This is a genomic window from Methylomonas sp. Uni0011 (genome assembly GCF_056850255.1).
On the sequence record NZ_JBVVNO010000003.1, the window covers coordinates 326,237 to 350,527 of the forward strand.

General features: G+C 56.0%; 26 protein-coding genes and 1 other RNA gene. 19 read left to right on the forward strand and 8 right to left on the reverse strand.

Annotation, left to right across the window (positions count from 1 at the left end; translation table 11 throughout):
- The first annotated feature begins 104 nt into the window (after positions 1–104).
- Complete coding sequence (locus tag AC0IM9_RS06710; RefSeq protein WP_445372639.1) at positions 105–980, forward strand: LysR family transcriptional regulator; 876 nt, start codon at positions 105–107, stop codon at positions 978–980.
- Positions 981–1,014: 34 nt separating this feature from the next.
- Here AC0IM9_RS06710 and AC0IM9_RS06715 read toward each other — a convergent pair whose 3' ends face one another.
- From AC0IM9_RS06715 to AC0IM9_RS06730, 4 genes are all read right to left on the reverse strand, one after another.
- Positions 1,015–2,145 carry a fatty acid desaturase family protein gene (locus tag AC0IM9_RS06715; RefSeq protein WP_278209315.1) on the reverse strand — a complete coding sequence of 377 codons (1,131 nt, stop codon included), beginning with the start codon at positions 2,143–2,145 and terminating at the stop codon, positions 1,015–1,017.
- A 425-nt stretch (positions 2,146–2,570) separates the two neighbouring features.
- Positions 2,571–3,935: an O-linked N-acetylglucosamine transferase, SPINDLY family protein gene (locus AC0IM9_RS06720; protein ID WP_482803485.1), complete on the reverse strand. Its 1,365-nt coding sequence runs from the start codon at positions 3,933–3,935 to the stop codon at positions 2,571–2,573.
- Between the two features lie 181 nt (positions 3,936–4,116).
- Positions 4,117–5,202, reverse strand: a complete 1,086-nt coding sequence (locus AC0IM9_RS06725) for a hypothetical protein (protein WP_482803486.1) — start codon at positions 5,200–5,202, stop codon at positions 4,117–4,119.
- A 118-nt stretch (positions 5,203–5,320) separates the two neighbouring features.
- Positions 5,321–6,631, reverse strand: a complete 1,311-nt coding sequence (locus tag AC0IM9_RS06730) for a hemolysin family protein (RefSeq protein WP_140913013.1) — start codon at positions 6,629–6,631, stop codon at positions 5,321–5,323.
- Positions 6,632–6,833: 202 nt separating this feature from the next.
- Here AC0IM9_RS06730 and AC0IM9_RS06735 point away from each other — a divergent pair, with 202 nt between their 5' ends.
- Together AC0IM9_RS06735 and AC0IM9_RS06740 are read left to right on the forward strand one after the other, a co-directional pair.
- Positions 6,834–7,496, forward strand: a complete 663-nt coding sequence (locus AC0IM9_RS06735; protein WP_482803487.1) for a T6SS effector amidase Tae4 family protein — start codon at positions 6,834–6,836, stop codon at positions 7,494–7,496.
- The gene (locus tag AC0IM9_RS06740) at positions 7,493–7,768 is read left to right on the forward strand and encodes a hypothetical protein (RefSeq protein ID WP_482803488.1); all 276 of its coding nucleotides are present in this window, start codon (positions 7,493–7,495) and stop codon (positions 7,766–7,768) included. The genes AC0IM9_RS06735 and AC0IM9_RS06740 overlap by 4 nt, the downstream gene beginning before the upstream one ends.
- A 17-nt stretch (positions 7,769–7,785) precedes the next feature.
- Here the strand turns inward: AC0IM9_RS06740 and ubiH are convergent, their stop codons facing one another.
- From ubiH to AC0IM9_RS06755, 3 genes are read right to left on the reverse strand one after another with little or no spacing between them, the layout of a single operon-like run.
- A complete protein-coding gene (gene ubiH / locus AC0IM9_RS06745; protein ID WP_278209310.1) occupies positions 7,786–9,000 on the reverse strand; it encodes a 2-octaprenyl-6-methoxyphenyl hydroxylase in 1,215 nt (404 codons plus the stop codon).
- Between the two features lie 3 nt (positions 9,001–9,003).
- The gene (pepP, locus tag AC0IM9_RS06750) at positions 9,004–10,311 is read right to left on the reverse strand and encodes a Xaa-Pro aminopeptidase (RefSeq protein ID WP_482803489.1); all 1,308 of its coding nucleotides are present in this window, start codon (positions 10,309–10,311) and stop codon (positions 9,004–9,006) included.
- Between the two features lie 12 nt (positions 10,312–10,323).
- Positions 10,324–10,851 carry a UPF0149 family protein gene (locus AC0IM9_RS06755; protein ID WP_482803490.1) on the reverse strand — a complete coding sequence of 176 codons (528 nt, stop codon included), beginning with the start codon at positions 10,849–10,851 and terminating at the stop codon, positions 10,324–10,326.
- Positions 10,852–10,956: 105 nt separating this feature from the next.
- On the opposite strand from AC0IM9_RS06755, the gene AC0IM9_RS06760 reads away from it, so the two are divergent.
- The 4 genes from AC0IM9_RS06760 (at position 10,957) to AC0IM9_RS06775 (ending at position 12,257) form a co-directional block, all read left to right on the forward strand.
- Positions 10,957–11,184 carry a TIGR02449 family protein gene (locus AC0IM9_RS06760; RefSeq protein ID WP_140913019.1) on the forward strand — a complete coding sequence of 76 codons (228 nt, stop codon included), beginning with the start codon at positions 10,957–10,959 and terminating at the stop codon, positions 11,182–11,184.
- Positions 11,181–11,477, forward strand: coding sequence for a cell division protein ZapA (locus tag AC0IM9_RS06765; RefSeq protein ID WP_140913020.1), 297 nt, complete (start codon positions 11,181–11,183; stop codon positions 11,475–11,477). Before AC0IM9_RS06760 ends, AC0IM9_RS06765 begins: the two co-directional genes overlap by 4 nt.
- 20 nt (positions 11,478–11,497) lie before the next feature.
- Positions 11,498–11,677: non-coding RNA, 6S RNA (gene ssrS, locus AC0IM9_RS06770), on the forward strand.
- Between the two features lie 418 nt (positions 11,678–12,095).
- The gene (locus tag AC0IM9_RS06775) at positions 12,096–12,257 is read left to right on the forward strand and encodes a hypothetical protein (RefSeq protein ID WP_186289607.1); all 162 of its coding nucleotides are present in this window, start codon (positions 12,096–12,098) and stop codon (positions 12,255–12,257) included.
- Between the two features lie 163 nt (positions 12,258–12,420).
- On the opposite strand, the gene AC0IM9_RS06780 is transcribed toward AC0IM9_RS06775, so the two are convergent.
- On the reverse strand, positions 12,421–13,728 hold the full coding sequence (locus tag AC0IM9_RS06780) for a replication-associated recombination protein A (RefSeq protein ID WP_482803491.1): 1,308 nt from the start codon (positions 13,726–13,728) through the stop codon (positions 12,421–12,423).
- 81 nt (positions 13,729–13,809) lie between these two features.
- Here AC0IM9_RS06780 and accA point away from each other — a divergent pair, with 81 nt between their 5' ends.
- The 12 genes from accA to truD all read left to right on the forward strand — a co-directional run bounded on the left by accA (position 13,810) and on the right by truD (position 24,202).
- Positions 13,810–14,787, forward strand: a complete 978-nt coding sequence (gene accA, locus AC0IM9_RS06785; protein ID WP_140913022.1) for an acetyl-CoA carboxylase carboxyl transferase subunit alpha — start codon at positions 13,810–13,812, stop codon at positions 14,785–14,787.
- 54 nt (positions 14,788–14,841) lie between these two features.
- Positions 14,842–16,200, forward strand: a complete 1,359-nt coding sequence (tilS, locus tag AC0IM9_RS06790) for a tRNA lysidine(34) synthetase TilS (protein ID WP_482803492.1) — start codon at positions 14,842–14,844, stop codon at positions 16,198–16,200.
- A complete protein-coding gene (locus AC0IM9_RS06795) occupies positions 16,184–16,402 on the forward strand; it encodes a hypothetical protein (RefSeq protein WP_482803493.1) in 219 nt (72 codons plus the stop codon). The genes tilS and AC0IM9_RS06795 overlap by 17 nt, the downstream gene beginning before the upstream one ends.
- Before the next feature lie 2 nt (positions 16,403–16,404).
- Positions 16,405–16,599 carry a hypothetical protein gene (locus AC0IM9_RS06800; RefSeq protein ID WP_278209305.1) on the forward strand — a complete coding sequence of 65 codons (195 nt, stop codon included), beginning with the start codon at positions 16,405–16,407 and terminating at the stop codon, positions 16,597–16,599.
- A 158-nt stretch (positions 16,600–16,757) separates the two neighbouring features.
- Positions 16,758–18,398, forward strand: a complete 1,641-nt coding sequence (gene pyrG, locus AC0IM9_RS06805; protein ID WP_278209304.1) for a CTP synthase — start codon at positions 16,758–16,760, stop codon at positions 18,396–18,398.
- Positions 18,399–18,410: 12 nt separating this feature from the next.
- A complete protein-coding gene (kdsA, locus tag AC0IM9_RS06810; protein WP_482803494.1) occupies positions 18,411–19,247 on the forward strand; it encodes a 3-deoxy-8-phosphooctulonate synthase in 837 nt (278 codons plus the stop codon).
- A gap of 43 nt (positions 19,248–19,290) precedes the next feature.
- The gene (eno, locus tag AC0IM9_RS06815) at positions 19,291–20,574 is read left to right on the forward strand and encodes a phosphopyruvate hydratase (RefSeq protein WP_140913026.1); all 1,284 of its coding nucleotides are present in this window, start codon (positions 19,291–19,293) and stop codon (positions 20,572–20,574) included.
- A 166-nt stretch (positions 20,575–20,740) separates the two neighbouring features.
- The gene (locus tag AC0IM9_RS06820) at positions 20,741–20,974 is read left to right on the forward strand and encodes a septum formation initiator family protein (RefSeq protein WP_445372986.1); all 234 of its coding nucleotides are present in this window, start codon (positions 20,741–20,743) and stop codon (positions 20,972–20,974) included.
- Positions 20,975–21,477: 503 nt separating this feature from the next.
- A complete protein-coding gene (gene ispD, locus AC0IM9_RS06825) occupies positions 21,478–22,176 on the forward strand; it encodes a 2-C-methyl-D-erythritol 4-phosphate cytidylyltransferase (protein ID WP_482803540.1) in 699 nt (232 codons plus the stop codon).
- Positions 22,173–22,646: a 2-C-methyl-D-erythritol 2,4-cyclodiphosphate synthase gene (gene ispF / locus AC0IM9_RS06830; protein ID WP_256612312.1), complete on the forward strand. Its 474-nt coding sequence runs from the start codon at positions 22,173–22,175 to the stop codon at positions 22,644–22,646. Before ispD ends, ispF begins: the two co-directional genes overlap by 4 nt.
- A 15-nt stretch (positions 22,647–22,661) precedes the next feature.
- Positions 22,662–23,141: a hypothetical protein gene (locus AC0IM9_RS06835; RefSeq protein ID WP_186289608.1), complete on the forward strand. Its 480-nt coding sequence runs from the start codon at positions 22,662–22,664 to the stop codon at positions 23,139–23,141.
- Positions 23,142–23,158: 17 nt separating this feature from the next.
- Positions 23,159–24,202: a tRNA pseudouridine(13) synthase TruD gene (gene truD / locus AC0IM9_RS06840; RefSeq protein WP_482803495.1), complete on the forward strand. Its 1,044-nt coding sequence runs from the start codon at positions 23,159–23,161 to the stop codon at positions 24,200–24,202.
- The last annotated feature ends 89 nt before the right edge of the window (positions 24,203–24,291 follow it).

Here is a 24,291-nt window from a genome sequence, read left to right on the forward strand (position 1 = left end):
AGCAATGTTCTCTGCAAAAATTGGGAGGTCGTAGTCTAAGGCTTTCCTTTCATTGGATCATTCCCCATATAATTGATCTTGTCTTTCTCCTGAGGAAACAATTAATGGACAGACTTACCAGCATTCAAGTGTTTCTAAACGTCGTCGAATGCCGGAGCTTCGTCGCAGCGGCGGATCGAATGCAGATTTCCCCGGCAATGGCGAGCAAGCACGTAATGGCTTTGGAGCGTCATTTAGGTACCCGATTGTTAAATCGGACGAGTCGTAGCTTAAGTCTTACCGATGATGGCAGGCTTTATTTTGAGCAATGTCGTCACCTGCTGGATGGGCTAGAAGAGGTGGAGGCCAGTATCACTCAATCGAAATTTGTTCCGAAAGGCTTACTTCACCTCAGCGCACCGGTGTGGTTTGCCAACGCCACTTTCGTCGGCATTCTGGCCGATTTTCGTAAGCAATATCCGGAGGTGCGCTTCGATCTGGATATATCGGGGCGGTTCGTTAATCTGGTGGAAGAAGGTGTCGACCTTGCATTGCGGGTTTCGCAATCACTAGGCGACACCCTGATCGCCAGACCGGTCGGCTCGGTAACCTTCAACATGCTGGCGAGTCCAGATTATCTGCGACGTGCGGGAACCCCGACAACAGCGGCGGAATTGGTCGCTCATGACATGTTATGGTATTCCCTTCTCCCAACCGATTTGGGTAATTTGGGGTTTCCCTCCGTTAAAATAACTCCGGTTTTATCCAGTACCGATGAGTCCTTGTTGCGCTACGCGACTCTCCAGGGAATGGGCATCTCGGTGTTGCCCACCTGGCTCGCCGAAGAGGATATTCGCGCTGGCCGCTTAACGACGGTACTTTCCTCCAGTATGGATCGCCAAGTTAGCATCTATGGTGTCTACCCCTCACGAAAAAATCTGTCTTTCAAAGTGCGCGCATTCCTGGAGTTTCTCGCCCACGATCCGCGGATGAAAACTTAGATGGCACGTACTGCGGGTTTGTTCTGGGCTCAGGTCAAGCCTGTGCCAGCGCCGGCTTCAGCATCGAAGTCTTGCCGACCATGATGTCCACCGCCTTTAACAGGCGTTTGAATACCGAATCCTGGCAATAAGGGATGCCGTGGCGGGCGCACAGGGCTTTGACCTGCGGTTGCAACTTTTGGTATTGACTCAAAGGCAAATCCGGCCACAGGTGGTGCTCTATCTGGTAGTTCAGCCAGCCGTATAAAAAGTCGTTGGCGTTGGAGCCGGTCGGGTAGTTGACCGAACCCAGGATTTGCCGCAGATAGAACTCGCCTTTGCTGTGCGCTTTTTCGTCGAAGCCCATCACGTCGTCGCCGGCGTGGTTGGGGATCATCACCAGAAAGGTATGCATGTTGGTGAAAATTTCCGCCAGGATGGAATTCAACAATACGCTGGTGGCGGCCACCGTGCCGAGCGGCAGGAACAGCGCCGGCAGCAACAGGAAACGATATGCCGCGTAAGGCAAAATGCTTTGTAGCCACAGGCCGCGGCCTTGCGGGGTGAACAGGCTCCAGGCGCCGAGCCGGGTCATTTGCGGTGCCGGTTGGTGCTGATGGCGGGCCTGTTCCAGGCGCAATTCCTTGTGGGTACGCGGTGTGTAATAGCTCAGCTTCCAGACGCCGGAGAACAGCGCCACAATCACGTAACGCAACCACATCGGCAAGCCGGATTGGCGCAGCCATTGCATATTGTGCTGGGCGTTATTGGGGTCGGCAGTCTCGCCCAAACGGTAATGGTGCAGCACGTCGTGTTCGTGGTGCCAGCCGGCCGGCGTCATCCAGTCCGGCCAATCCAGAAACCGGCGCCAACCTTTGGCAAAGCCTTTGCTTTGGTAGCGCGGCTTAGCCTGCTTGATTTTGTCGTAGCCGCGATGCTGGATCGGATGCGCCACCTGGGTCCAGCGGGCAAAACTGCCCTGGCTGATCAACAGTGCCGACAGCGGGTTCGGTGCGATCCAGGCCGTAGCGTAGCCGAGCAGCGAACAGGCTTGGCCCCAGCGCTCCATCCGCTGCATGTGGCGGTAATCTTCAGGCCCCAGATCGGCCTGGGCTTGTCGGTAAAGTTGTTTGATATCGTGCGCAAGCTGGTCGCGGTCGACGTTGCGGTAACTGGATAAACTCAAAAGAACCTCGTGGGTACACTAGCGGCGGAAAATCCCAGTGATCAGATTCGCCGTCGACACTGTCCCTGCGTCGGTGCCAAAACGTAATCGGGGTTGAATGCCCTGAACGCGCTGGTAGCGTTGATGCGGAGTGGTGGATAACTTACGAAACACAACTGAGCCAATTGCCTGGCCGGGTCTGGAAGCGAATAACGACTTTGGTTCGCTATGTCGTTTTAATCGGACGCGCTTAACTCGATTCTCCGAGTTTTTAGCCCAGCAAGGCAGCCGGCAATTTTACTGCAAACGTCGGGAAAATATCTGAATTTGCTATATTCGGAGGTCAAAGCCGGTTCAAATCCGGCTCTGGCAAGGCTAGAGGGGAATACCGTCGCTCCGCGAATGCGGCGCGTGTCGGCTGGTGCTGCAGCCTCGATTGTTTGCGGTCAATCAGTCCGACCTATCGCCGCCGGCAATTGGCCGGCCAAATGCCTGTCCCACATGGCTTGATACAACGCTTCCAGATCTAGTGTGTAAGCCGCATTGTCGAATAAGGCGACCGATAAACGGTTTTGCTGCAGTTGCTGTCTGATTTCGGCCAGGCGTTGCGGATCGCTGCTGAGTGCCAGTGCCAACGCATAATAGGCATCCGCATCTTCGGCGATCAATTCTTCCAGATCCACCGCCCGCAATAAGCTGCCCGCCACCCGAGACGCGAAAGTGTCGCCGGTAAACGTCACCAGCGGTACGCCGACCCACAAGGCGTCGCTGGCCGTGGTATGGGCGTTGTAAGGTGCCGTATCCAACACCAGATCGGCCAGACTCAAGCGCGCCAAATGCTCGGGCTGCGGCGCCTCGTCGGCAAAAATCAGCCGCTCCGGCGATATGCCGCGCTGATAGGCTTCGTTGCGGAGCCGGCCTTTAGCCTGCGAGTTTTTCAGCAGCCACAGCACGCTGCCGGGAGTGTTGTATAGCAGCCGGCACCAAATATCGAAGGTCTCGGGCATGATTTTGTAAGCCTGGTTAAAGCAACAAAACACGAAGCCGTCGGCGGGCAGACCCTGTTCGGCTCGGCTGCTCGGTCGGCCGATCGCCACATCGCAGCCGTGCGGTTGATAGCTGCCGGGCATGCAAGCGAACGCTTCGCTGTAATCGCCGGCGCTGGTAGGTGGCGTTACATAATTATCGGTAATGATGTAATCGCAGAAATCGCCGCCCATCGTGCCCGGATAACCCAAATAATTCACCTGAATCGGCGCTGGACGGTAGGTCAGAATTTCGGTGCGGGTGCCGCGGGTATAGCCTTTTAAGTCGATCAGAATGTCGATCCGGTCCGCGTAAATCGCTTTGGCGCAGGCGGCGATGGACAATTCCCCGAGATCGATGAAACGGTCGAAACAGCGTTCCAGGCGCTGGCGCATGGTGCCGTCGTCGGCGGCGCCGTAGGAATAGGCGTAAAGTTCGAAACGGTCGCGATCGTGGGCTTCCAGCGTTTCGGCCAGCAGGTAGGCGGTGGCGTGTTCCTGAAAGTCGGCGGATAGGTAACCCAGGCGAATTTTGGCGCGCGGCAAGCGGTCGAAAATGAACTCTAAATTTGCCCGTTCCGCCGAGCTGGCGGCCAAGCGATCGGACATCCAGACATCGGCACATTGGCGCTGTTCGGCGGCAGTGAATCCGGTCAGGGATAACAAATGAAACGGCGAAATCCGGCTGGTTTCGCCGCCGGCGAGGCTGCTGCGGATTTTGTCCCGCCATTCGTCCAGCCGTTCCCATTCGCAGATGCTCCGGCTGCGATCGTAGTACTTCATCATCGGGATCCACTCCGGTATCGGCGGTCAGCCTGGAAAGGCCCGACGTGCAGTCCGGGGCTGTCTGGCATCCTACTCCGATTCACCGAAAATGCCGAGCAATTCCGCAGCAGTGCTCGAGTCCAGTTTGCGGCCGGCTGAATAGCCGGCGCGGTTGGCGCAAATGCGTATTTGCGGAAGTGCGTTACTGCGCCGGCTGAGAGTCGCCAGGCACCAATAAGCCTCGTAATGGTAGGCCGCCGGACGGCAGGTAGAACGCTATGCCAGCGGCTCGAATCCGCCGGCCGTCGCTGTGGCGCCAACGCTCGAAACCGGCTGCCACACAATCCGTTGTCCTTTGTTCGCCGGCTTCGGGCGGATTGCCAAGCATCTCGGTATAGTCCGGCAAGCCTTCTTGCAGCAGAATCAAGTGTATGCGCACGCGCGGAATCGGTGCGACGGGGTCCAAGCCGGCCTCGCGAAAATTTGCGCTGAAGATCTGGGGGCTGGATTTATCCGCGCTCGCCATGTCGGGCGTGAATTCGGCTGTGGCTGTCCTAGCGTCGGATTGCAGCCACGATAGCCGCAAATACGGCGGCGGCTCTTGCGCCGACCACATCAGATGAACGTCGTTGCCCTGTGTGCAGTAATCGGGGTGCTCGATATCGTATGCGGGCCAGTATCCGCCGAGACGTTGCTCGACGCGTTGCAAGCGGATGCCGGGTTCTGCCCGTAGCGATTGGGTGTATATCAGGCCGGCACCGGGCATCGTATAAGGCGTGACCGGCTCTACGTGATACGGCAGCGGTGGGTTGTCCGGCGGCAATTCCCGGCGCAAACCGATCTGACGGGCGGCGGCGTGCAATGGGTTTTGCGCCGCGAAATAGGCCGTCAACGGCACGGCTAGAATCGCCAAGCCGCTGAAACCCAGCGCAATGCTTTCGTTTCGGGAAAAACCGGGACTCACCAGGCTGCCGCAAACGATATGGCAACCGAACCAGAGCAACGGCGCCGCCGTGAACAGCGAGAGATAGAATACGGCAAGGCCTTCCATGCCGCTGACCGCTTGGGCCGGCAATACCAGAACGGCAAAGGTGAACGGTGCGGCAATCAGCGACGCGATCCGCACTGCCAGCCAACTGCCGGCTCGGCCGCGGCGGCCAAAAACCCGGCTTTCCAGCCAGAGCAGGATGACCACCGTTGCCGCCACTCCGGCCGTCGCCAGTACCCATTGGCGCCGTTCGGCCGGTGTGATTGCGTTCAGAATATCGAGAATTTGTGTCCAGTCCATATTGCAACCTCTAGTTGCCGGTGTTGACCAGGGACAGCAACGGCGAATTGGTTTGGTTCCGGCGAGTAGTGCCGGACGCGCGCTTTAACTTGGCGGCATTTAGGCGCTGGACAGGGGATTACGGTTTCGGATGCACTTCCACCCATTCGATGCGCGGGCCTTGCATTTCCTTGACCACGATTTCGAAATCGTTGAAAGCGATGCGTTCGCCGACATCGGGTATGTCGCGCAACTGCGCCAGAATCATGCCGCCGACGGAATCGACATCGTCCAGGTCCAATTCTTCGTTTTCGATGTCGACGCCGAGAATGCGCTCCAAGGAGAAGATCGGCAGGCTGCCCTTACCTAATAGGCTGCCGTCATCCTGCCGGGTCCAGTCGCTTTCCGATTGGCAGAATTCGTCGCGGATTTCACCGACTATCGCCGACAGCAGATTGTCCAGGGTGATGAAGCCCAACGGTTTTTGGCCTTTCTGGCCGATGACCGCAAAGTGGGGGGAGCCTTGGGTAAAGCGGCGGAATAGTTCCAATGCCGGCATGTGCGCGGAAATATGTAGAATCGGGCGCAGGTAGGCTTCCAGGTCGTGCAGCGGATCGCCTTTTTGCTGGGCCAGAAACAAATCCTTCAGGTGGATGATGCCTAACGCATCCATTCCGTTGCTGTCGAAGTACGGAAAGCGGCTGTAGCAACTGCTGGAAACGATTTCCAGCATTTCCTGCGGCGACTGGCCGCGTTGCAGTGCGGTGATTTCGTGGATCGGCCGCATCAAGTCAGAGACTTCCAGTTTGCCGAAATCCAGGGTTTTGGCTAACACCTTATATTCTTCGCCGGTAAAATTCTCGGCCGAGCGGGTGGAGCGCAGGATCAGTTTCAGTTCATCGGTGGAGTAATGGCTGTCGTGGTGGTGGCCCTCGCACAGCCCGCTCAAGCGCAAGACCAGGGTGGCGCTACCGTTCAGCAGCCAGATGGCCGGATACATCAACCAGTACAGCGCATATAGGGGCCCCGCGCTCCATAGGCCAATGCCTTCCGGATTGCGAATTGCCAGCGATTTGGGGGCTTGTTCGCCGACCACGATATGCAGGAACGAGATGGTGCAGAAGGCAAAGGCGAAAGAAATATTGTGGATTAATTCGGGCGAGGTGATTTGCAACTGATCGAACAAGGGTATCAGTAAATCGGCGAAGGCCGGTTCGCCGATCCAGCCCAGGCCCAGAGAGGCCAGCGTGATGCCGAGCTGGCAGGCCGATAAATAGGCGTCGAGTTGTTTGTGAACTTTGGCCAGAATCCGGCCTCGCCAGCCTTCGTTTTGTTCGATGGCTTTGATTCGGGTCTGCCGCAACTTTACCAGACTGAATTCCACGGCCACGAAAAAGCCGTTCAACAACACCAGCAGCAAGGCGCAGGCGACCAGAAAAACATTACTCATATACAGCTAAAGGATTACAACGGAAGATTCATTATACCGGTAATTGTGGGGTTTGCTTGACAGGCGTGGCGGCGGCCAAATGCCGGCCTAGTTTTAGCGGATGACGCGGCGCAGCAGACGTGCTGTAATCCGGGCTCTCGCCGGCCAAGCGATTCGCCGGCCGTTCTCAGGATAAACTTCTCGTCGTTTGGAGGAAGCCGTCATGCCCGGACAACGCCCTGGCCCCGTCTGTAACAGCAGAGGAAACGAAACCATAGACCAAGGTACCAGTTGTCGGGCGGTATCGCCGCGGCCGGGGCCGGTAGGTGCCTTCTCGGGGGCGGTCGGCATGGCGCCGAAGCCCATCAGTTTTGGCCGGTTGTGGGCCGGCTATCCGGACGAAGCGCCTTACCGCGACGGCAACGGCAACGTGCCTGTGGGGTATGAAAACCAATGCGCGATTTGCGCGATTAAAGTCAGCGCGGCATTGTACGCGGCGGGTGGCAAACTCGACGGTTTTACCGGGGCTACGGTCAGCGTTGGCGGCAACCGGTTAGCGATTCGGGCGCAGGAAATGGCGGACTGGCTGCAGACGGCTTCGGTTAAGGTGCTGCAAAGCCGGGGTGCCGATGTCACCGGTCAGGATTGGCAAAGCAAAATCAAGGGTAAGACCGGTATCGTCTATTTTCAGAATTATTGGTTGCGCCCCGGCGAAAAAACGCCTTCCGGCGACCATATCGATCTGTGGAACGGTAGCCGGCTGACGGCGTCCGGGTTTCAAGGGACGGTGGTGACCGTGTTGCGCTTCGGTTTGGGGGTGGCGTCCGGACCGGGTTTTTCCGATTTGAGTAAGTCGCAAAAGATTCTGTTTTGGGAGGTGCCGTGAGTTTGCGCTTTCTATCTCGCTTGGCCGGTGCCGGTTTGGCGGTCGGCTTGGGCGTGGGTTTGTGGCGCTATTGGACCGGAATCTGTAACGAGGCCTGTGCCGCGGAACGGGCGCTGATGATGATTTTGTTGAGTTTCCTGTTGCCGGCCGCGGCGTATTGGACCCTGCTGGTTTGGACCGCCGCCAGTCCGCGGCCGCGCGCACGGGTTTTTGCCGCGTTGTTGACCGGCATGTGTCTGGTGGCGTCTATCTGGTTGAGCGTTACCGGCTGATGCCGGCGGTTGGCGGCTTACTCGCGGTCGCCGATTTTCGGCAGCCGGTCGGCCAAGCCCATCGCGTGGCGGGCCAGCATTTGCTTGGCGAAGGGCAGGTGGTCCAATAAGGTCAGGCCGGCGTTGCGGACTGCGGCCAGCGGCAGGTTGCCGTTGGAGAAGATCTTGACCAAGTTGTCGGTGAAGCCGATGGTTCTGCCGTGGTCTTGCTGGCGCTGCCGGCTGTAGTTTTTCAGCATGCGGGCATCGCCGATATCGCCGTTATGCTGGTGTTGCTCGGTCAGCATTTCCGCTAGCAAGGCCACATCGCGGATGCCCAGGTTAAACCCTTGTCCGGCCACCGGGTGCAGTTGGTGAACGGCGTTGCCGATGATCACGGTACGGCCGGAGACCATGCTCTCGGCGCGAATCAGGCTGAGCGGAAACGCCCGGCGCGGCGCGGCCAATTTCAGTTCGCCCAGCCGATAGCCGAAGCAATCCTGCAGTTCGGCAAGAAATTCGCGGTCGTTGGCATTGAGCAGAGTTTCGGCTTGCTCGTGGCTGCGGGTCCAGACGACGGCCGATTGCTTGCCGGCTACCGGCAACAAGGCCAGCGGGCCGAACTCGGTGAAACGTTCGAAGGCGGTGTTGCGGTGTGGCAGCGCCGAATGCACGGTGGTGACCAGCGCGGTCTGGCCGTATTCGGTGACTTGCTGCGGAATTTCCAATAGTTTGCGTACCGTGGAATTGCCACCGTCGGCGCCGACCAGCAATTGCGCGCTGACGTTCAGCGAACTGCCGTCGTGCTGCTTCAAGCTGACGTTGACCGCATCGCGGCCCGACATCAATCCGGCGACCCGGGTCTGGTGCAGGCAAACGGTATCGGTTTTCTCGGCCAAGTCGGCCATGTGCTGTTCGATGTCGCGGGCGACGATCACATAACCCAGGGCATCGACGCCCTCGGTTTCGGCCGATAGCCGGGTTTTACCGAAATGGCCGCGGTCGGAAACGTGAATGTGTTTGATCGGAGTGGCTTTGTCGGCTACGCCGCGCCAGGCACCCAAGGCGTTCAATAACTCCACGGTGCCGGCTGCGAGGGCCAGTGCGCGGTCGCCGGCCGGCGAATTTCGCAACTGTTCGCGGCTGGCGGCTTCGACCAAAGCGATCTTCAATCCGCTGCGCTTCAGGGCCAGAGCCAGGCAGTTGCCGGCCAAACCGGCGCCGACGATGATCAGATCGAAGTCGTGTTGCATTGTCTAGCCCGTCATTAGCGCTTCGATGGCGTCTATCGACTTCGGTACTCCGCCGGTCAGTATCTCATGGCCGTCCTTGGTGACCAGCACGTCGTCCTCAATGCGGATGCCGATGCCGCGCCATTGTTTATCCACCGTTTCGCAGTCGGCGGCGACGTAGAGTCCCGGCTCCACGGTCAACACCATGCCGGGTTCCAGCAGGCGCCATTCGTCTTTGATTTTATAATCGCCGACGTCATGCACGTCCATCCCCAGCCAGTGGCCGATGCGGTGCATGTAGAACTGTTTGTACTTTTCGTCTTTGATCAGTTTTTTCACCCGACCCTTCAACAGTCCAAGCTCTACCAAACCCTTGGTCAAGGTTTCCACCGAAGCGTCGTGGGCCTTGTTCCACGGATTGCCGGGTTTGATCTCGGCCAAAGCCGCGGCTTGGGCATCCAACACCAACTGGTACAACAATCTTTGCGGTTCGCTAAATTTACCGGACACCGGGAAGGTGCGGGTGATGTCGGCGGCGTAATGGTCGCATTCGACGCCGGCGTCGATCAGCAGCAGGTCGCCTTTGTTGAGTTTGTCGTTATTTTCGGTGTAATGCAGCACGCAGGCGTTTCTGCCGCCGGCGACGATGGACGGGTAGGCCACTGCGCGCAAGCCATCTTGCACAAATTCGTGCATCAGTTCTGCTTCGACCTGGTATTCGTATAAACCCGGCTTGCAGGCCCGCATGGCCCGAACATGGGCCTTGGCCGAGACTTCGGCGGCGCGGCGCATCAATTTCAATTCCTCGGCGCTTTTGAACAAACGCATCTCGTGCAGGATGTGTTCCAGCGACACCAATTCGCCCGGTGCCGTGATACCGGAACGGGATTGCTTGCGAATGTTGTTGATCCATTCCATCAGCTTGTGGTCGAGATCGCTGTCCTTGCCCATCGGGTAGAACACCTTGCTCTTGTTTTCCAGCATGCCGGGCAGGATGTCGTCCAGATCGTCGATCGGAAACGAATCGTCGGCTTCGTAATGTTTGGTGGCACCTTCCAGGCCGGCATGGGCGCCTTCCCACAAGGCCTTTTTCTCGTCGAATTCGCGGCAGAACAGGATGTATTCGCCTTGTTCGCGGCCGGGAATAAACACGGCCATCGATTCGGCTTCGTTAAAGCCGGTCAGGTAGTAAAAGTCGCTATCTTGGCGGAATGGGTAATGCACGTCGCGGTTGCGGGTGCGGTGCGGGGCGCTGGCAATGATGGCGATATTGCCTTTGCCGATTTGTTTCATCAGGCTGGCGCGGCGCTTTTTGAATTCGCTCTGTTTCATCGGGGCGGCGGCTCAGTGAGTTTGTAGCGGGTTTTGTTCGGCGAACTGGTCGCGTACGGTAAATACGGCAGCGCGCACGTATTCGCGGATTTCGATTAGCGCGTTTTCGTCGTCTTCTTCGCCAAGGTCGCTGTCGATTTTAGTCAGTTCGATCATGTCCCGCATCACCTCGGCCGTGTCGCCCGGCCAGTCGGCGTCGGTTTGGGCGTAGCCTACGCCGAACAGAAATCCCTGGCACCAACAGCGCAGGGCTTCGACCTGTTCCGCCAATGCCTCGTCCTCGTCCGGCAGCAGCAAGTCGAACGCGAATTCGTCGTTTTGATTTTCCAGTAAAGTGCGGGTTTGTTCGAAGACGCCGCACAGCAGGTTCTTGTCTCCCTCTATCAATTGTTCAATCTCGGCAAACAATTCCCGGAGCCAGTTTTCCACGTCGGCTTTAATTTCGACGCAGAGCATGCCGGTAGCGACGCCGTGTGCCTCCGCGGCGCCGACGTCCGCGTCGTGTTGTTGCAGAATTTCGCTGATCGCGCTGTATGTCATTGGATACGTGTTTCCTGTCAAGGAGCTGTTCAAATACCTGGCTTATGCTAACATTCCTAGCCGAACGTGAGGATTATAACGTCATATCAGCCCATACTTCTGACTATGTCTCAACTCGAAAAAGATCCGTCTACCGAACTCGAAGCGCTGGAAAATAAACTGGATGTGCTGATCGCTCAGTTCAATCAAGTCAAAAATGAGAACAAGTCGTTGAAAGTCAAACAGGATGCCTTGGTTAAGGAGAAAGCCAAATTGCTGGAAAAAACCACGCTGGCCAAAGCCCGAGTCGAAGCGATGATCGCTCGCCTGAAAGCGATGGAACACGACTCATGAGTAAAGCCGTTCACCCCGTCTCGTTGAATATTCTGGACAAGGAATACAAGATCGCCTGTGCGCCGGACGAGAGAGATTCGTTGATTAGTTCCGCTCGCGAGCTCGACAAGCAAATGCGCAAGATCCGCGACACCGGTAAAGTCAGCGGGGCCGACCGAATTGCCGTGCTGGCGGCGTTGAATCTGGCTCACGATTGGGCTGCGGAAGCCCATAAGCCCACCGGCGACAGCGATATGGCGAATCGCTTGGCAGATTTGCGCATCAAAATAGAAAACGTTTTGGAAAACCCGTAAATCCGGTAAACTACAAGTCCAATCTCCTGCAGCGTTCGAGCAGTACTGGGTGTTTCCTGAACCTGCATTTGCCCCGGAAGCTTTTTACCCGTCATGGTGTGCATGCCTGTTCGTTCAGGAAGCCTGATTGGCGGGAATCGGTTTCCACTTGAACCTCCGGTTCAAGGACGAAAGTATCAGACGGCGCAGGCGGGAGATCTCTTTACCTTTCAAATCCCGCTCTTCTTCCCCCAAATAAAGTTTCGGATGGCGTTGGTGTTGCTGCGCCTATTGCGCCTGGGCGCCAGCCTCAAGACTGACCGATCCGCTCTCAGCTGCAATATCCAAGTGCCGCCGCGCGATGTGGCTTTCGTGATGAGCGCCACATATTTAAATTCAATTTGAAGTCGGTTTTTTATTATTCGGCCTATGTCTCGGAAATCCGGTTTTTTGTGCGGAAGCCTATGGTTTTTTGGTTGAAATATGCGAAATGTATTAAATAACGGAAGATCGGTACTGGCAGTAACTGAAGTTTTGGATTTTACTTAACTCACGTTGCCGCTTGAGGTGGCGAGAATGGATTTAACAGCGTTTTGGGTCGGACGTGTTTGCATATTAATTTATCGTAGGGTGGTCGCAATGAATGAATTTAAAAAAGACGTGTTTGTTGGCTTGGTTTCTTTCTCCGGCATACTGAGTTTTATTTTCGGGCAATTTATAATTTCAACCATGCTGTTCGGTATCGCGGCGCTTTCCAGCAACATGGTACTGGAAAGTCGCGCCAAGCTTGAAAGGTTTTAAAAGTTTCTCCATTTGGCGGAGATTCGCAGGTAGATATTCTAAATATTTGCTTGCTTTTGCTCCCGTATCGGCCCTCCGGTACGGGAGTTTTTTTATGCCAAATACCCTGGTACAGACAATTGCGAAGATAGTATTGCAATCACCGGTTCGGGCTGCCGGTTTTTTATTGCTTCCGTAAAAACTCCAGTTTATCTTTTATCTTTACTTCCAGGCCGCGTTCTACCGGAAAATAATAACGTTTGCCTTTTAAAGGTTCCGGTAAATAGTTTTCGCCGGCGGCATAGGCGTTTTTCTCGTCGTGAGCGTAACGGTACTCGGCGCCGTGTCCCAGTTCTTTCATGAGTTTGGTTGGCGCATTGCGCAAATGGATCGGCACCTCCAGCGAGCCGCTGGTTCGAGCATCGGCCATTGCCGCCTTATAAGCGACGTACACTGCATTGCTTTTCGGCGCACAGGCCAGATAGACGATGGCTTGCGCCAGCGACAACTCGCCTTCCGGACTGCCCAGGCGCTCGTAGGCGTGAGCGGCATTCAGCGCCAGTTCCAGGCCGCGCGGGTCGGCGTTGCCGATGTCTTCCGACGCCATCCGCACCACCCGGCGGGCGATGTACAACGGGTCGCAACCGCCGTCTATCATCCGGCAGAACCAGTACAATGCCGCGTCCGGGTCGGTGCCGCGCACCGATTTGTGCAGCGCGGAAATCTGGTCGTAGAAAATATCCCCGCCCTTGTCGAAACGAGCCGCATGGCCTTGCAAAACTTCGCCGATCACCTCGCGGTCGACGACTTCCCGGCCGTCCACGGTTTCCGCCAGGTCGGCGGCAATTTGCAGAATGTTAAGGCAGCGACGGGCGTCGCCGTCGGCCGCCTTCGCGATCATTGTCAGCACGTCGTCGCTGATTGCCAGTTTGCGCTTACCCAAACCGCGGGTTGGATCGGTCAACGCTTGGTGCAGAAGGTCCACCAAATCCTCGGCTTCGATGCTGCGCATCACGTAAACCCGCAGCCGCGACAGTAGCGCGTTGTTCAGTTCGAACGACGGATTTTCGGTGGTGGCGCCGAACAGGATGATCGTCCCGCTCTCGATCGGCGCCAGCAAGGAATCTTGCTGGCTTTTCGAGAAGCGGTGGATCTCGTCGATAAACACCACGGTGTTCAGATTCCGGCTGAGCTTGACCTCCTCGGCCTCGGCTACCGCGGCGCGGATTTCCTTGACCCCGGCCATTACCGCCGACAGTTCGATGAAATGGCAATGCGCGCTGGCGGCGATAATTTTCGCCAGCGTGGTCTTGCCAACGCCCGGCGGCCCCCAAAACACCAGCGAATGCGGCACGCCCTGGTCAATCGCGGCGCGGAGCGACTTGCCTTTCGCCAGCAAATGCTGCTGGCCGATGTATTGGTCCAGATTGGTCGGACGCATGCGGGCGGCCAACGGCGCGTGCGGATTGATGTCGAAGGCGGTCTGGTTCATGATCCGGTAAAACTGATAGGCAATGGCAGCATTTTTCTTTAAAATCGCCGGCCATTTTATTGATTCTCTGGCCGGATTGACATGGATTTAAAATTCTTAGATTTCGAACAGCCCATCGCCGAATTGCAAGCCAAAATCGAAGAGCTGCGCAAGGTGGAGCTGGACAATAATTTCGACATTTCCGAGACGCTGAAACAGCTCGAGCAAAAATGCGAAATGCTGACCGAGAGCATTTTCAGCAACCTGTCCGACTGGCAGATTTCGCAATTGTCCCGCCATCCTGGCCGTCCCTACACATTAGATTACGTCAATCTGATGTTCACCGACTTCCACGAACTGCACGGTGACCGGGCGTTTGCCGACGATCAGGCCATCGTCTGCGGCTTGGCGCGGCTGGAAGGTCAGCCGGTGGTGGTGATCGGCCATCAAAAAGGTCGCGACACCAAGGAAAAAATCCATCGCAACTTCGGCATGCCGCGTCCGGAGGGTTATCGCAAAGCCTTGCGGGTCATGAAGATGGCCGAGCGTTTCAAGTTGCCGATTATCTGTCTGATCGACACGCCGGGCGCCTATCCCGGCATTGGCGCTGAGGAGCGCGGCCAAAGCGAGGCGATTGCCCGCAATCTGTTCGAAATGTCCAAATTGCGCACGCCGATCATCTGCACGGTCATCGGCGAAGGCGGCTCCGGCGGCGCGCTGGCGATTGGCGTTGGCGACCGCTTGTTGATGCTGGAATACAGCACCTACGCGGTCATTTCGCCGGAAGGTTGTGCCTCGATTTTATGGAAAAGCGCCGACAAAGCCCAGTTGGCGGCGGAAGCCATGGGCATTACCTCCGACCGGGTGCGCGAGCAAGGCTTTTTGGACGAGGTGGTGCGTGAGCCGGTCGGCGGCGGTCACCGTAATTTTCAGAAGATTGCCGAAAATTTGCAGGAGGCGTTATTGAGGCACTTGGCGGAATTGAACCAGGAGGCGGCTGCCAACATGGATCAAATGCTGGAAAAACGCTACCAGCGGATCATGCGCTTTGGCTCCTACATTGAAGAGCCGGTTAAATAGTACGGCCACGTTCGTCCGTTTAGACAAAAGGCCGGCTGCGTTCGGCCTTTTTTTATGAATCCGAAAATCTCTAGTCTCGACCCGCGTCTGATCACTGCGCTATTGCCGCCGGATTGTCGAACGGTTTACGTGGCCTATAGCGGCGGTGTGGATTCGCATGTGTTGCTCCATTTGGCCGCAGTCGGAGCCGGACTACAAGAGCGCATTGTCGCCGTATACGTCAACCACGGTTTGCAAGCCAGCGCCGATGCGTGGGGCGAGCATTGCCGCCGCCAGTGTCTGGATTTGCGGGTGGCGTTTCAAATTGTCAAGGTCGATGCCGTTGCCCGAAACGGTGAAGGCCCCGAGGCGGCGGCGCGCGAAGCAAGGTACCGGGCTTTGCGTCCATTGTTGGAGGAGGGCGACGTGTTGTTGCTGGCGCAACATCGCGAGGACCAAGCGGAGACGTTGTTGCTGCAATTGTTCAGGGGGGCGGGGGTGGCCGGCTTGGCTGGTATGCCTGTCGATGCAGCATTTGGCCGCGGGCGTATGCTGCGGCCTTTTTTGGATGCGTCCAAAAAAGATATCTGCGACTATGCGCGCGCCAATCATCTGCAATGGGTGGATGATCCGAGTAACCAAAGCAGCGATTTCGATCGCAACTTTCTGCGCAATCAAATCCTGCCGATGTTGAAGCAGCGCTGGCCGGCGCTGGATAAAACAGTGGCGCGTTCGGCCGCGCATTGCGGCAAAGCCTCGCGGATGTTAGAGGATTGGGTAGGCCCGGTTTTGGCGGAAATGCTCGACCCTGAAAGCAAAAGTATCTGTCTTGCCGGTTTAAGCCGGCTCAGTGACTCGCAGCGCCGTTTTGTGTTGCGGAAGTGGCTGACCTCATTCGGGTTGAAGCCGCCGAGTGCCGCAGTGATCGATGCGCTGACGGCACAAGTCGCCAATCGCCAGGGTAAAACATCGGCGCCGCAGCTCCAAATTCAGGGGTATCATGTCCTCGGTTATCGGCAAAAATTGTTTTGCATCCCGGCGGCCGCGTTGGATAAATTCGCAGGTAGTTTGTTGTGGCCGAAACCGGATGCCCGGTTAGATTTGGGAAACGGCTATGGCTTGGTCAGGGCGGAAGCCTGTTCCGGAATCGCCAAGGCTCATTGGGACGGAGCCGAAGTGTCGGTAAATGCTCGAGTTGGCGGCGAAAAGCTCAAATTACCCGGACGTGCTGGGCATCATTGTCTGAAGAAGTTGTACCAGGAGGCGGCTATTCCGCCCTGGGAACGTGATCAGCGGCCGTTGCTCTATATAGACGGGCGTCTGGCGGCGGTAGCGGGCTTATGGGTCGCGGAATGGGCTTGGGCCAGCGGTGAGGCGGCTTGTTATCGAGTGGATTGGAAGGCCAGTCGCTGGCTTGATGATTCCGTTTTTTGACCAGGGGGTGGAGATGTTTCCGGATGTTCTGCAGAGTGCGATTGTCGGGATGATGGTGGCTATCCCGACCATCGTGGTTTATAAAAAGGCCGGTTTGCATCCGGCTTGGGCTGCGTTGGTATTTTTGCCGGTGTTCGGCTTGTTGTTGGTATTCTTGCAGTTGGCGTTCCAAGGATGGCCTAACCTGAAACAGGAGCGGTGACCATGGAATTGTTTTTTATCCTTTTGCCGGCCTACATTCTCTTCTGTCTTTGGCTGGGCAATCGCATTTTGCAAAAAGCCGGGTTCGACGGGCGTTGGGCGCTAGTGTTGCTGGTGCCGGTGGTGAACATCATCATGATTTGGGTGTTCGCATTCAGCTCCTGGCCGAATTTGCGGTCGGGCGCAAAGTTGGAATGATCGGGAGTTGCCGGCCTGTTAAGCAAAGTCGGCCTTCGGGTTCCGCTTTGGTGCTGTTTGGATTGATCGGGCTAATTTAGCGGCAAGCTGCGGCCAAAGCTGCTAAAATCGTCGTTTGTTTTGATCCTGCTATTCGCTAAACAGGGCGCAAATCCTTAATGACAAAATTCATCTTTATCACCGGCGGCGTGGTGTCTTCCTTGGGAAAAGGCATTGCCGCTTCATCGCTGGCGGCGATTCTGGAAGATCGCGGCCTGAAAGTCACCATCACCAAACTCGATCCTTACATCAATGTCGATCCCGGCACGATGAGCCCGTTCCAGCACGGAGAAGTGTTCGTCACCGAGGACGGCGCCGAAACCGACCTCGACCTGGGTCATTACGAGCGGTTTTTGAAAACCACGATGGCCAAGAAAAACAACTTCACCACCGGCCAGGTTTACGAGCAGGTTCTACGTAACGAACGTAAAGGTGAATACCTTGGCGCCACGGTGCAGGTCATTCCGCACATCACCGACGAAATCAAGCGCCGGGTGTTCGCCAGTGCCGAAGGCATGGACATCGGTATCATCGAAGTCGGCGGCACGGTCGGCGACATCGAGTCCCTGCCGTTTCTGGAAACCATCCGCCAAATGGGCGTGGAACTGGGCCGCGACCGCGCGGTGTTCATCCATTTGACGCTGGTGCCCTACATCAAGTCGGCCGGCGAACTGAAAACCAAGCCGACGCAGCACTCGGTCAAAGAATTACGCACCATCGGGATTCAGCCCGACATTCTGATCTGCCGCTCCGAGCAGCCGATTCCGGCCAGCGAGCGCCGCAAGATCGCTCTGTTCACCAACGTCAGCGAAAAAGCCGTGATTTCGGCGATCGACGCCGACACTATTTATCGCATCCCGCTGTTATTGCGCGAACAAGGCCTGGACGACCTGGTGGTGCATCAGTTGCGTCTCGATGTGCCGCCGGCCGATTTGACCGCTTGGGAAAAAGTCGTCGACGGCCTGACCCATCCGACCGACGAGGTGCAAATTGCTATCGTCGGTAAATACGTCGATCACACCGACGCCTATAAATCGCTGAATGAAGCGCTGTTGCACGCCGGTATCCATACCCGGCATAAGGTCGAAATCAAATACATCGACTCGGAAACCATCGAGCAGGAAGGCACGGCGCAATTGAAAGACGTCGACGCGATTCTGGTGCCGGGCGGTTTTGGCGAGCGTGGCGTCGAAGGCAAAATTTCCACCGTGCGTTTCGCCCGCGAGCACAAAATCCCTTACCTCGGCATCTGCCTGGGCATGCAATCGGCGGTGATCGAGTTCGCCAGAAACGTGGTTGGTTTGGAAGGCGCGCACAGTACCGAATTTTTGCCGAAAAGCCCGCATCCGGTGATTGGTTTGATTACCGAATGGATGGACGAAGCCGGCGAACTGGTGACCCGCGATGAAGATTCCGACATCGGCGGCACCATGCGCCTGGGCGCGCAGAAATGCCGGTTGAAGTCCGATTCGCTAGCCTTCGATGTGTATCAGAAGGATGTGATCACCGAGCGTCACCGCCACCGTTACGAATTCAACAACCAGTATTTGAAACAATTGGAAGCCGCCGGCATGCGTTTTTCCGGCAAATCGCTGGACGGTCGTTTGGTCGAGATCGTCGAATTGGCCGACCACCCGTGGTTCCTGGCTTGCCAGTTCCATCCCGAATTCACCTCGACGCCGCGCAACGGCCATCCGTTGTTTTCCGGTTTCGTCGAAGCGGCCGCCAAGCACAAACAGCATTCATCCGCATCCAATTAATCAAGGTCAAGCATGCAACTTTGCAATTTCGAAGTCGGACTCGACAAACCGTTATTTCTGATCGCCGGCACTTGCGTCATCGAAAGCGAACAAATGACGCTGGATACCGCCGGTAAACTCAAGGAAATCACCGACGAGCTCGGCATCCCCTTTATTTACAAATCCTCGTTCGACAAAGCCAATCGCTCGTCGATGAGCAGTTTCCGCGGCCTGGGCCTGGAAACTGGCTTGCAGATTCTGGAAAAGGTCAAGCAACAACTGAATGTGCCGGTGTTGACCGATGTGCACGAGGACACGCCGCTGGCCGAAGTTGCCGCCGTCGTCGACGTGATGCAAACCCCGGCTTTCCTGTGCCGGCAAACCAATTTCATCCAAAGTGTCGCCGCCCAAGGCATACCGGTCAATATCAAGAAAGGCCAGTTCATGGCGCCCTGGGACATGGGCAATGTGGTTGCCAAGGCCAAGGCTACCGGTAACGACAAGATCATGGTCTGCGAGCGCGGTGTCTCGTTCGGTTACAACAATCTGGTGTCCGATATGCGTTCGCTGGCAGTGATGCGCGACACTGAATGTCCGGTCGTGTTCGACGCCACCCACTCGGTACAGTTACCGGGCGGCCAGGGCAGTTGTTCCGGCGGCCAGCGCGAGCATGTGCCGGTGTTGGCGCGGGCGGCAGTGGCGGTCGGCGTTGCCGGCCTGTTCATGGAGACCCATCCGAAGCCGGAAGAAGCCCTGAGCGACGGCCCCAACTCCTGGCCGCTGCACCGGATGCAAGAATTGCTGGAAACCTTGATGACCATAGACCGCGTCGTTAAAGCTCAGGCCTTCATCGAAACCACCTTAGGCTGAAATAATTAATAACTAATCCATCCTTACCACGGAGCAAGCAAAGATCATGAGAATCGTTGATGTAAAAGCTAGAGAAGTTCTGGACTCGCGCGGCAACCCCAGCGTCGAAGCCGAAGTGTATTTGGATTCCGGCGTCGTCGGCAGCGCGATGGTGCCGTCAGGCGCCTCCACCGGCGAGCGCGAAGCCATCGAATTGCGCGACGGCGACAAAAACCGCTACCTGGGCAAAGGCGTCTTGAAAGCCGTCAATAACGTCAATACGGCATTAAAAGACGCTGTCGTGGGTATGCAAGCCGACGATCAAGCGGCGCTGGATCAAAAAATGATCGATCTGGACGGCACCAATGCGAAAAGCAACCTGGGCGCCAACGCCATCTTGGGCGTATCGATGGCCGCCGCCCGCGCTGCCGCGCAAGAAGCCGGCAAACCGTTGTACCAGTTCATGAACAAATCCGGCGAATTCATCCTGCCGGTGCCGATGATGAACATCATCAACGGCGGTTCGCACGCCGACAACAGTGTCGACCTGCAAGAATTCATGATTCTGCCGGTCGGCGCGCCAACCTTCCGCGAAGCGATCCGTTACGGCGCCGAAGTGTTTCATAACCTGGCCAAAGTGTTGAAAGGCAAAGGCTTGGCCACCACCGTCGGCGACGAAGGCGGTTTCGCGCCTAACCTGCGCTCCAACGAAGAAGCTATCGAAGTCATCCTGGAAGCGATCGAAAAAGCCGGTTACAAAGCGGGCCAAGACATCTACCTGGGTATGGACGCGGCCGCTTCCGAGTATTTCGAAAACGACAAATACTTCCTCTCCGCCGAAAACCGCAGCTTTACTTCCACCGAGATGGTCGATTTCCTGGCCGCCTGGGTTGATAAATATCCGATTATTTCGATTGAAGACGGTCTGGACGAAAACGACTGGGACGGTTGGAAATATCAAACCGAAAAACTGGGTAATCGCATTCAATTGGTCGGTGACGACTTGTTTGTGACCAACCCGGCCATTTTGAAAGAAGGCATCGAAAAAGGTATCGCCAACTCGATTTTGATCAAAGTCAATCAAATCGGCACCCTGACCGAGACCCTGGAAGCGATCAACATGGCTGGCGCGGCTGGCTACAGCGCCGTGGTTTCTCATCGCTCCGGCGAAACCGAAGACACCACCATTGCCGACTTGGTTGTTGCCACCGGCACCGGCCAAATCAAAACCGGTTCTTTGAGCCGCTCCGACCGCGTCGCCAAGTACAACCGTCTGATGAAAATCGAAGACGAGTTGGGTGCGAAAGCCCGCTATGCCGGCCGTAGCGCATTTAAAATGCTGAAATAAAAGCGTAGGTTGGGTTTACCCAAAGGGCATATAACGCGCTAGCCGTAACCCAACACGTCGGCTTTTAAGTTGGGTTACACCCTTAGCTACCGCTCAGGGTTAACCCAACCTACATTTTCGAGATAACGCCATCAAAACTCTGATCCTTGTCATCATTGTCCTGACGCTGCACTTCCAGTACCGGTTGTGGTTCGGCGATGCCAGTCTGTCGCAAATTCGCGAATATCGCGCGCGGTTGGAGGAATTGACTAAGGAAGCTCAAGAGAAAAAAGAGCGTAACGATACTTTGTATGCCGAGGTTAAAGACTTGCGCAAGGGTCTGGAAACCATCGAAGAACGCGCCCGCTACGAACTGGGCATGATCAAGGAAAACGAAACCTTCTTTCAAGTGCTTGAGTAGCTGCGCAAGTGAGCTAATCGCATGAGTCGGATTAAATTATTATGGCTCGTTTTGCTGTTACCGATACTAGTCATACTTTTTATTATTGGATGGATAATAATTGGCACTTATAGAGCTAATCATACCGACGAAATAGCCAGGGCTATACTTTTTGGCAAGCACGATAAGCAAGATTTTCAAGCGAATTTTCGCTCAATAGAAGAACAGAATTATGCTGTCATAAATGCGGCAATAAATACCCGATTTCCAAAGGGTAGCTCTCCGGAAAATGCAAAAGTATTTTTCGAAAAACTTGGGAGCACATGCGAAATTCGGTCAAACAAATCCATATTTTGCCATCTTCCCGAATCGGCAGGCCTTTGCATGTCCTTATGGATTGAAATAACAATCGATGTTGCAGAGGATGGTAGTTTGAAGAATATTTATGCCAAGCCCAACTCCTTGTATTGTTAAGCACAATTCCAATTCAATTTCAAAGAAAAACAATCATATAAATCGTGGCATTGAATAACCAATCCATCAAATGCTGGGCCGTCGTGCCCGCAGCCGGTGTCGGCAAACGCATGCAAGCCGATCGCCCCAAACAATATTTACCTCTCGCTGGCAAGACCGTAATAGAACATACCTTGAGTCGCTTGCTGACATCCGGCGCTTTTCAAAAAGTTGCCGTCGCAATTTCTTTGGAAGACCCGTACTGGCCGGAGCTGGAAATCTCCAAACATCCGGACGTGATTACCGCTCCCGGCGGCAAGGAACGCGCCGATTCGGTGTTGTCGGCTTTGAAAGCGTTGCAAGGCCTAGCTGAGGAAGACGATTGGGTGTTGGTCCACGATGCCGCAAGGCCGTGTTTGACCGCCGCCGATATTCATCTGCAAATCGACAGCCTGAAAGATGACGCCGTAGGTGGTATCCTGGCCTTGAGTTCGCACGACACACTGAAACACGTCGACGGCGATACCATTACTGCCACCATCGACCGCAAGCACGTCTGGCGGGCACTGACGCCGCAGATGTTCAAATACGGCATGCTGCGCGACGCGCTGCAACAGACCGAAGGCAATCCGGCCGTGACCGACGAGGCTAGTGCCCTGGAAATCCTGGGCTTCCAACCCAAGATCGTCGAAGGCCGCCCGGACAACATCAAAATCACCCGCCCGGAAGACCTGGCGTTGGCGCAATTCTATATGGAGCAACAAGCATGATTCGAGTCGGTATGGGCTACGACGTCCACCGTTTCAACGACGGCGACCACATCATTCTCGGCGGCGTCACCATTCCTTATGAAAAAGGCCTGGAAGCCCATTCCGACGGCGACGTGGTATTGCACGCGCTGGCGGATGCTATCCTGGGCGCGGCGGCGCTGGGCGACATCGGCAAGCATTTTCCGGATACCGACCCCGAATTCAAGGGCGCCGACAGCCGGGTGTTGTTGCGCCACGTTTACGGCATCGTTAAGGAAAAAGGCTACAAACTGGTCAACGCCGACGTCACCATCATCGCCCAGGCGCCGAAAATGCTGCCGCACGTCCCGGCCATGCGCGCCAACATCGCCGCCGACCTGGAAACCGACATCGACTTCATCAACGTCAAAGCCACCACCACCGAGAAGCTGGGCTTCGAGGGCCGTAAGGAAGGCATCGCGGTACAGGCGGTGGTGTTGATTGAGAAATAAGCTTGGCGGAATTTGATGCGGAACCGGATTTGTCTCCCTAATTTGAAATTGGCTTTTGTTGGATTGACGGCAATCTGCCTCTCATATTCAGCGTTGGCAGACGAAAAATTCGCCAAAACGTTATGTGGTGGGGCCTCTGTCGAAGTAAGCGCAGAGAGATTTCCGGATGCCAAGTTAGCCTTATCTAAAATAGTCCTCTCCGCCAGCTCCGGGAAAGAATCAATTCGTTTGGTTTTTGACAACACGGTCGACGGTCCAAAAGCAGCCGAGTACTTTTTTGCCGCTTGTCTAAAAGGAAAAGATCAACGTTCGTACATCGTTTTCCAAAATTATTGCGGCGGTTCCGGATGCCATGATTTGGACAACTTTGGCATTATCGATGCGGCGTCACTGCGCGTATTGTTGGCACCGTCGGATAACAATCATTCTCTTGCTGACCAAATTATCGGTCATCCCGTCCAGCCTCTTTTTGACTATAAGGAACGTTTTTTCTGAGCCGCTTGCCGTTAAATTTGGAATCAAGCGGTTTTGATTTAATTTGCGGGCCATACGCCCACGGCGGCCCATCCGGCATTGGCGAAATCAAAACCACTCCCGACGACTTCATCGTCGAAGAAATCCTTGGCTTCGAACCGGAAGGCTACGGCGAACATGTCTTTCTATTCATCGAAAAAATCGGCGAAAACACCGAATATGTCGCGCGCTTGCTGGCCCGCCATGCCGGCGTCCGTCAGCGCGATATCGGCTATGCCGGCCTGAAAGACCGCCATGGCCGCACCCGGCAATGGTTCAGCGTCTGGCTGCCGGGCAAAGACGATCCCGATTGGTCGGCGGTCGAATCGGAAACGCTAACAGTCCTGCAAGCGGTTCGCCATCCGCGCAAACTGAAGCGCGGCGTGTTGGTCGGCAACCGTTTCGAAATTCTGCTCCGCAACTGGCAGGGCGACCGCACGCAAACCGAATCCCAACTGCGGCAAATCCAAGCGCAAGGCTTCCCCAATTACTTCGGCCCGCAACGCTTCGGCCACCAAGGGCGCAACCTCGAGAAAGCTCTGACGCTGTTCGGCGGCGCCAAAATTAAACGCGAGCAAGCATCGATCTATCTGTCCGCTGCCCGTTCCTATTTGTTCAATCTGATCCTGGCCGAGCGCGTCCGCCAAGGCTGCTGGAACCGCGCTTTAGCCGGTGATGTGTTCAAGCTGGCGGCAAGCAATAGCGTGTTTGCCGACGAAGCGGCGGATGCCGGCCTGTCAGCGCGGGTGGTGGCCGGCGAGATTCATCCGACCGCCGTGCTGTACGGCAAATCCGGCTTGTTTGCCGTGGCCGATGCCGGCGAAATAGAACAATCGGTTTTAAACAATAATCCGCTATTGGTCGAGGGCTTGCGAGATCATGCGGATGCCGCCGACCGTCGGGCATTGCGGGCGATACCGGGCGAACTGCGCTGGAACTGGGAAAGCCAGGGCCTGCGGTTAGTTTTTTCGCTGCCGGCCGGCAGTTATGCTACGGCGTTAGTGAGGGAGTTGATCGGCTGCGACAACGCTGGAGATCTGTAAATTTCAAAGTAAATTGGACTTGGGTACAAGTGTTGGTAGGAATGTGATCTTAATCAATTTATAATCTGGAGCCGAAGCCGGACCGGTTC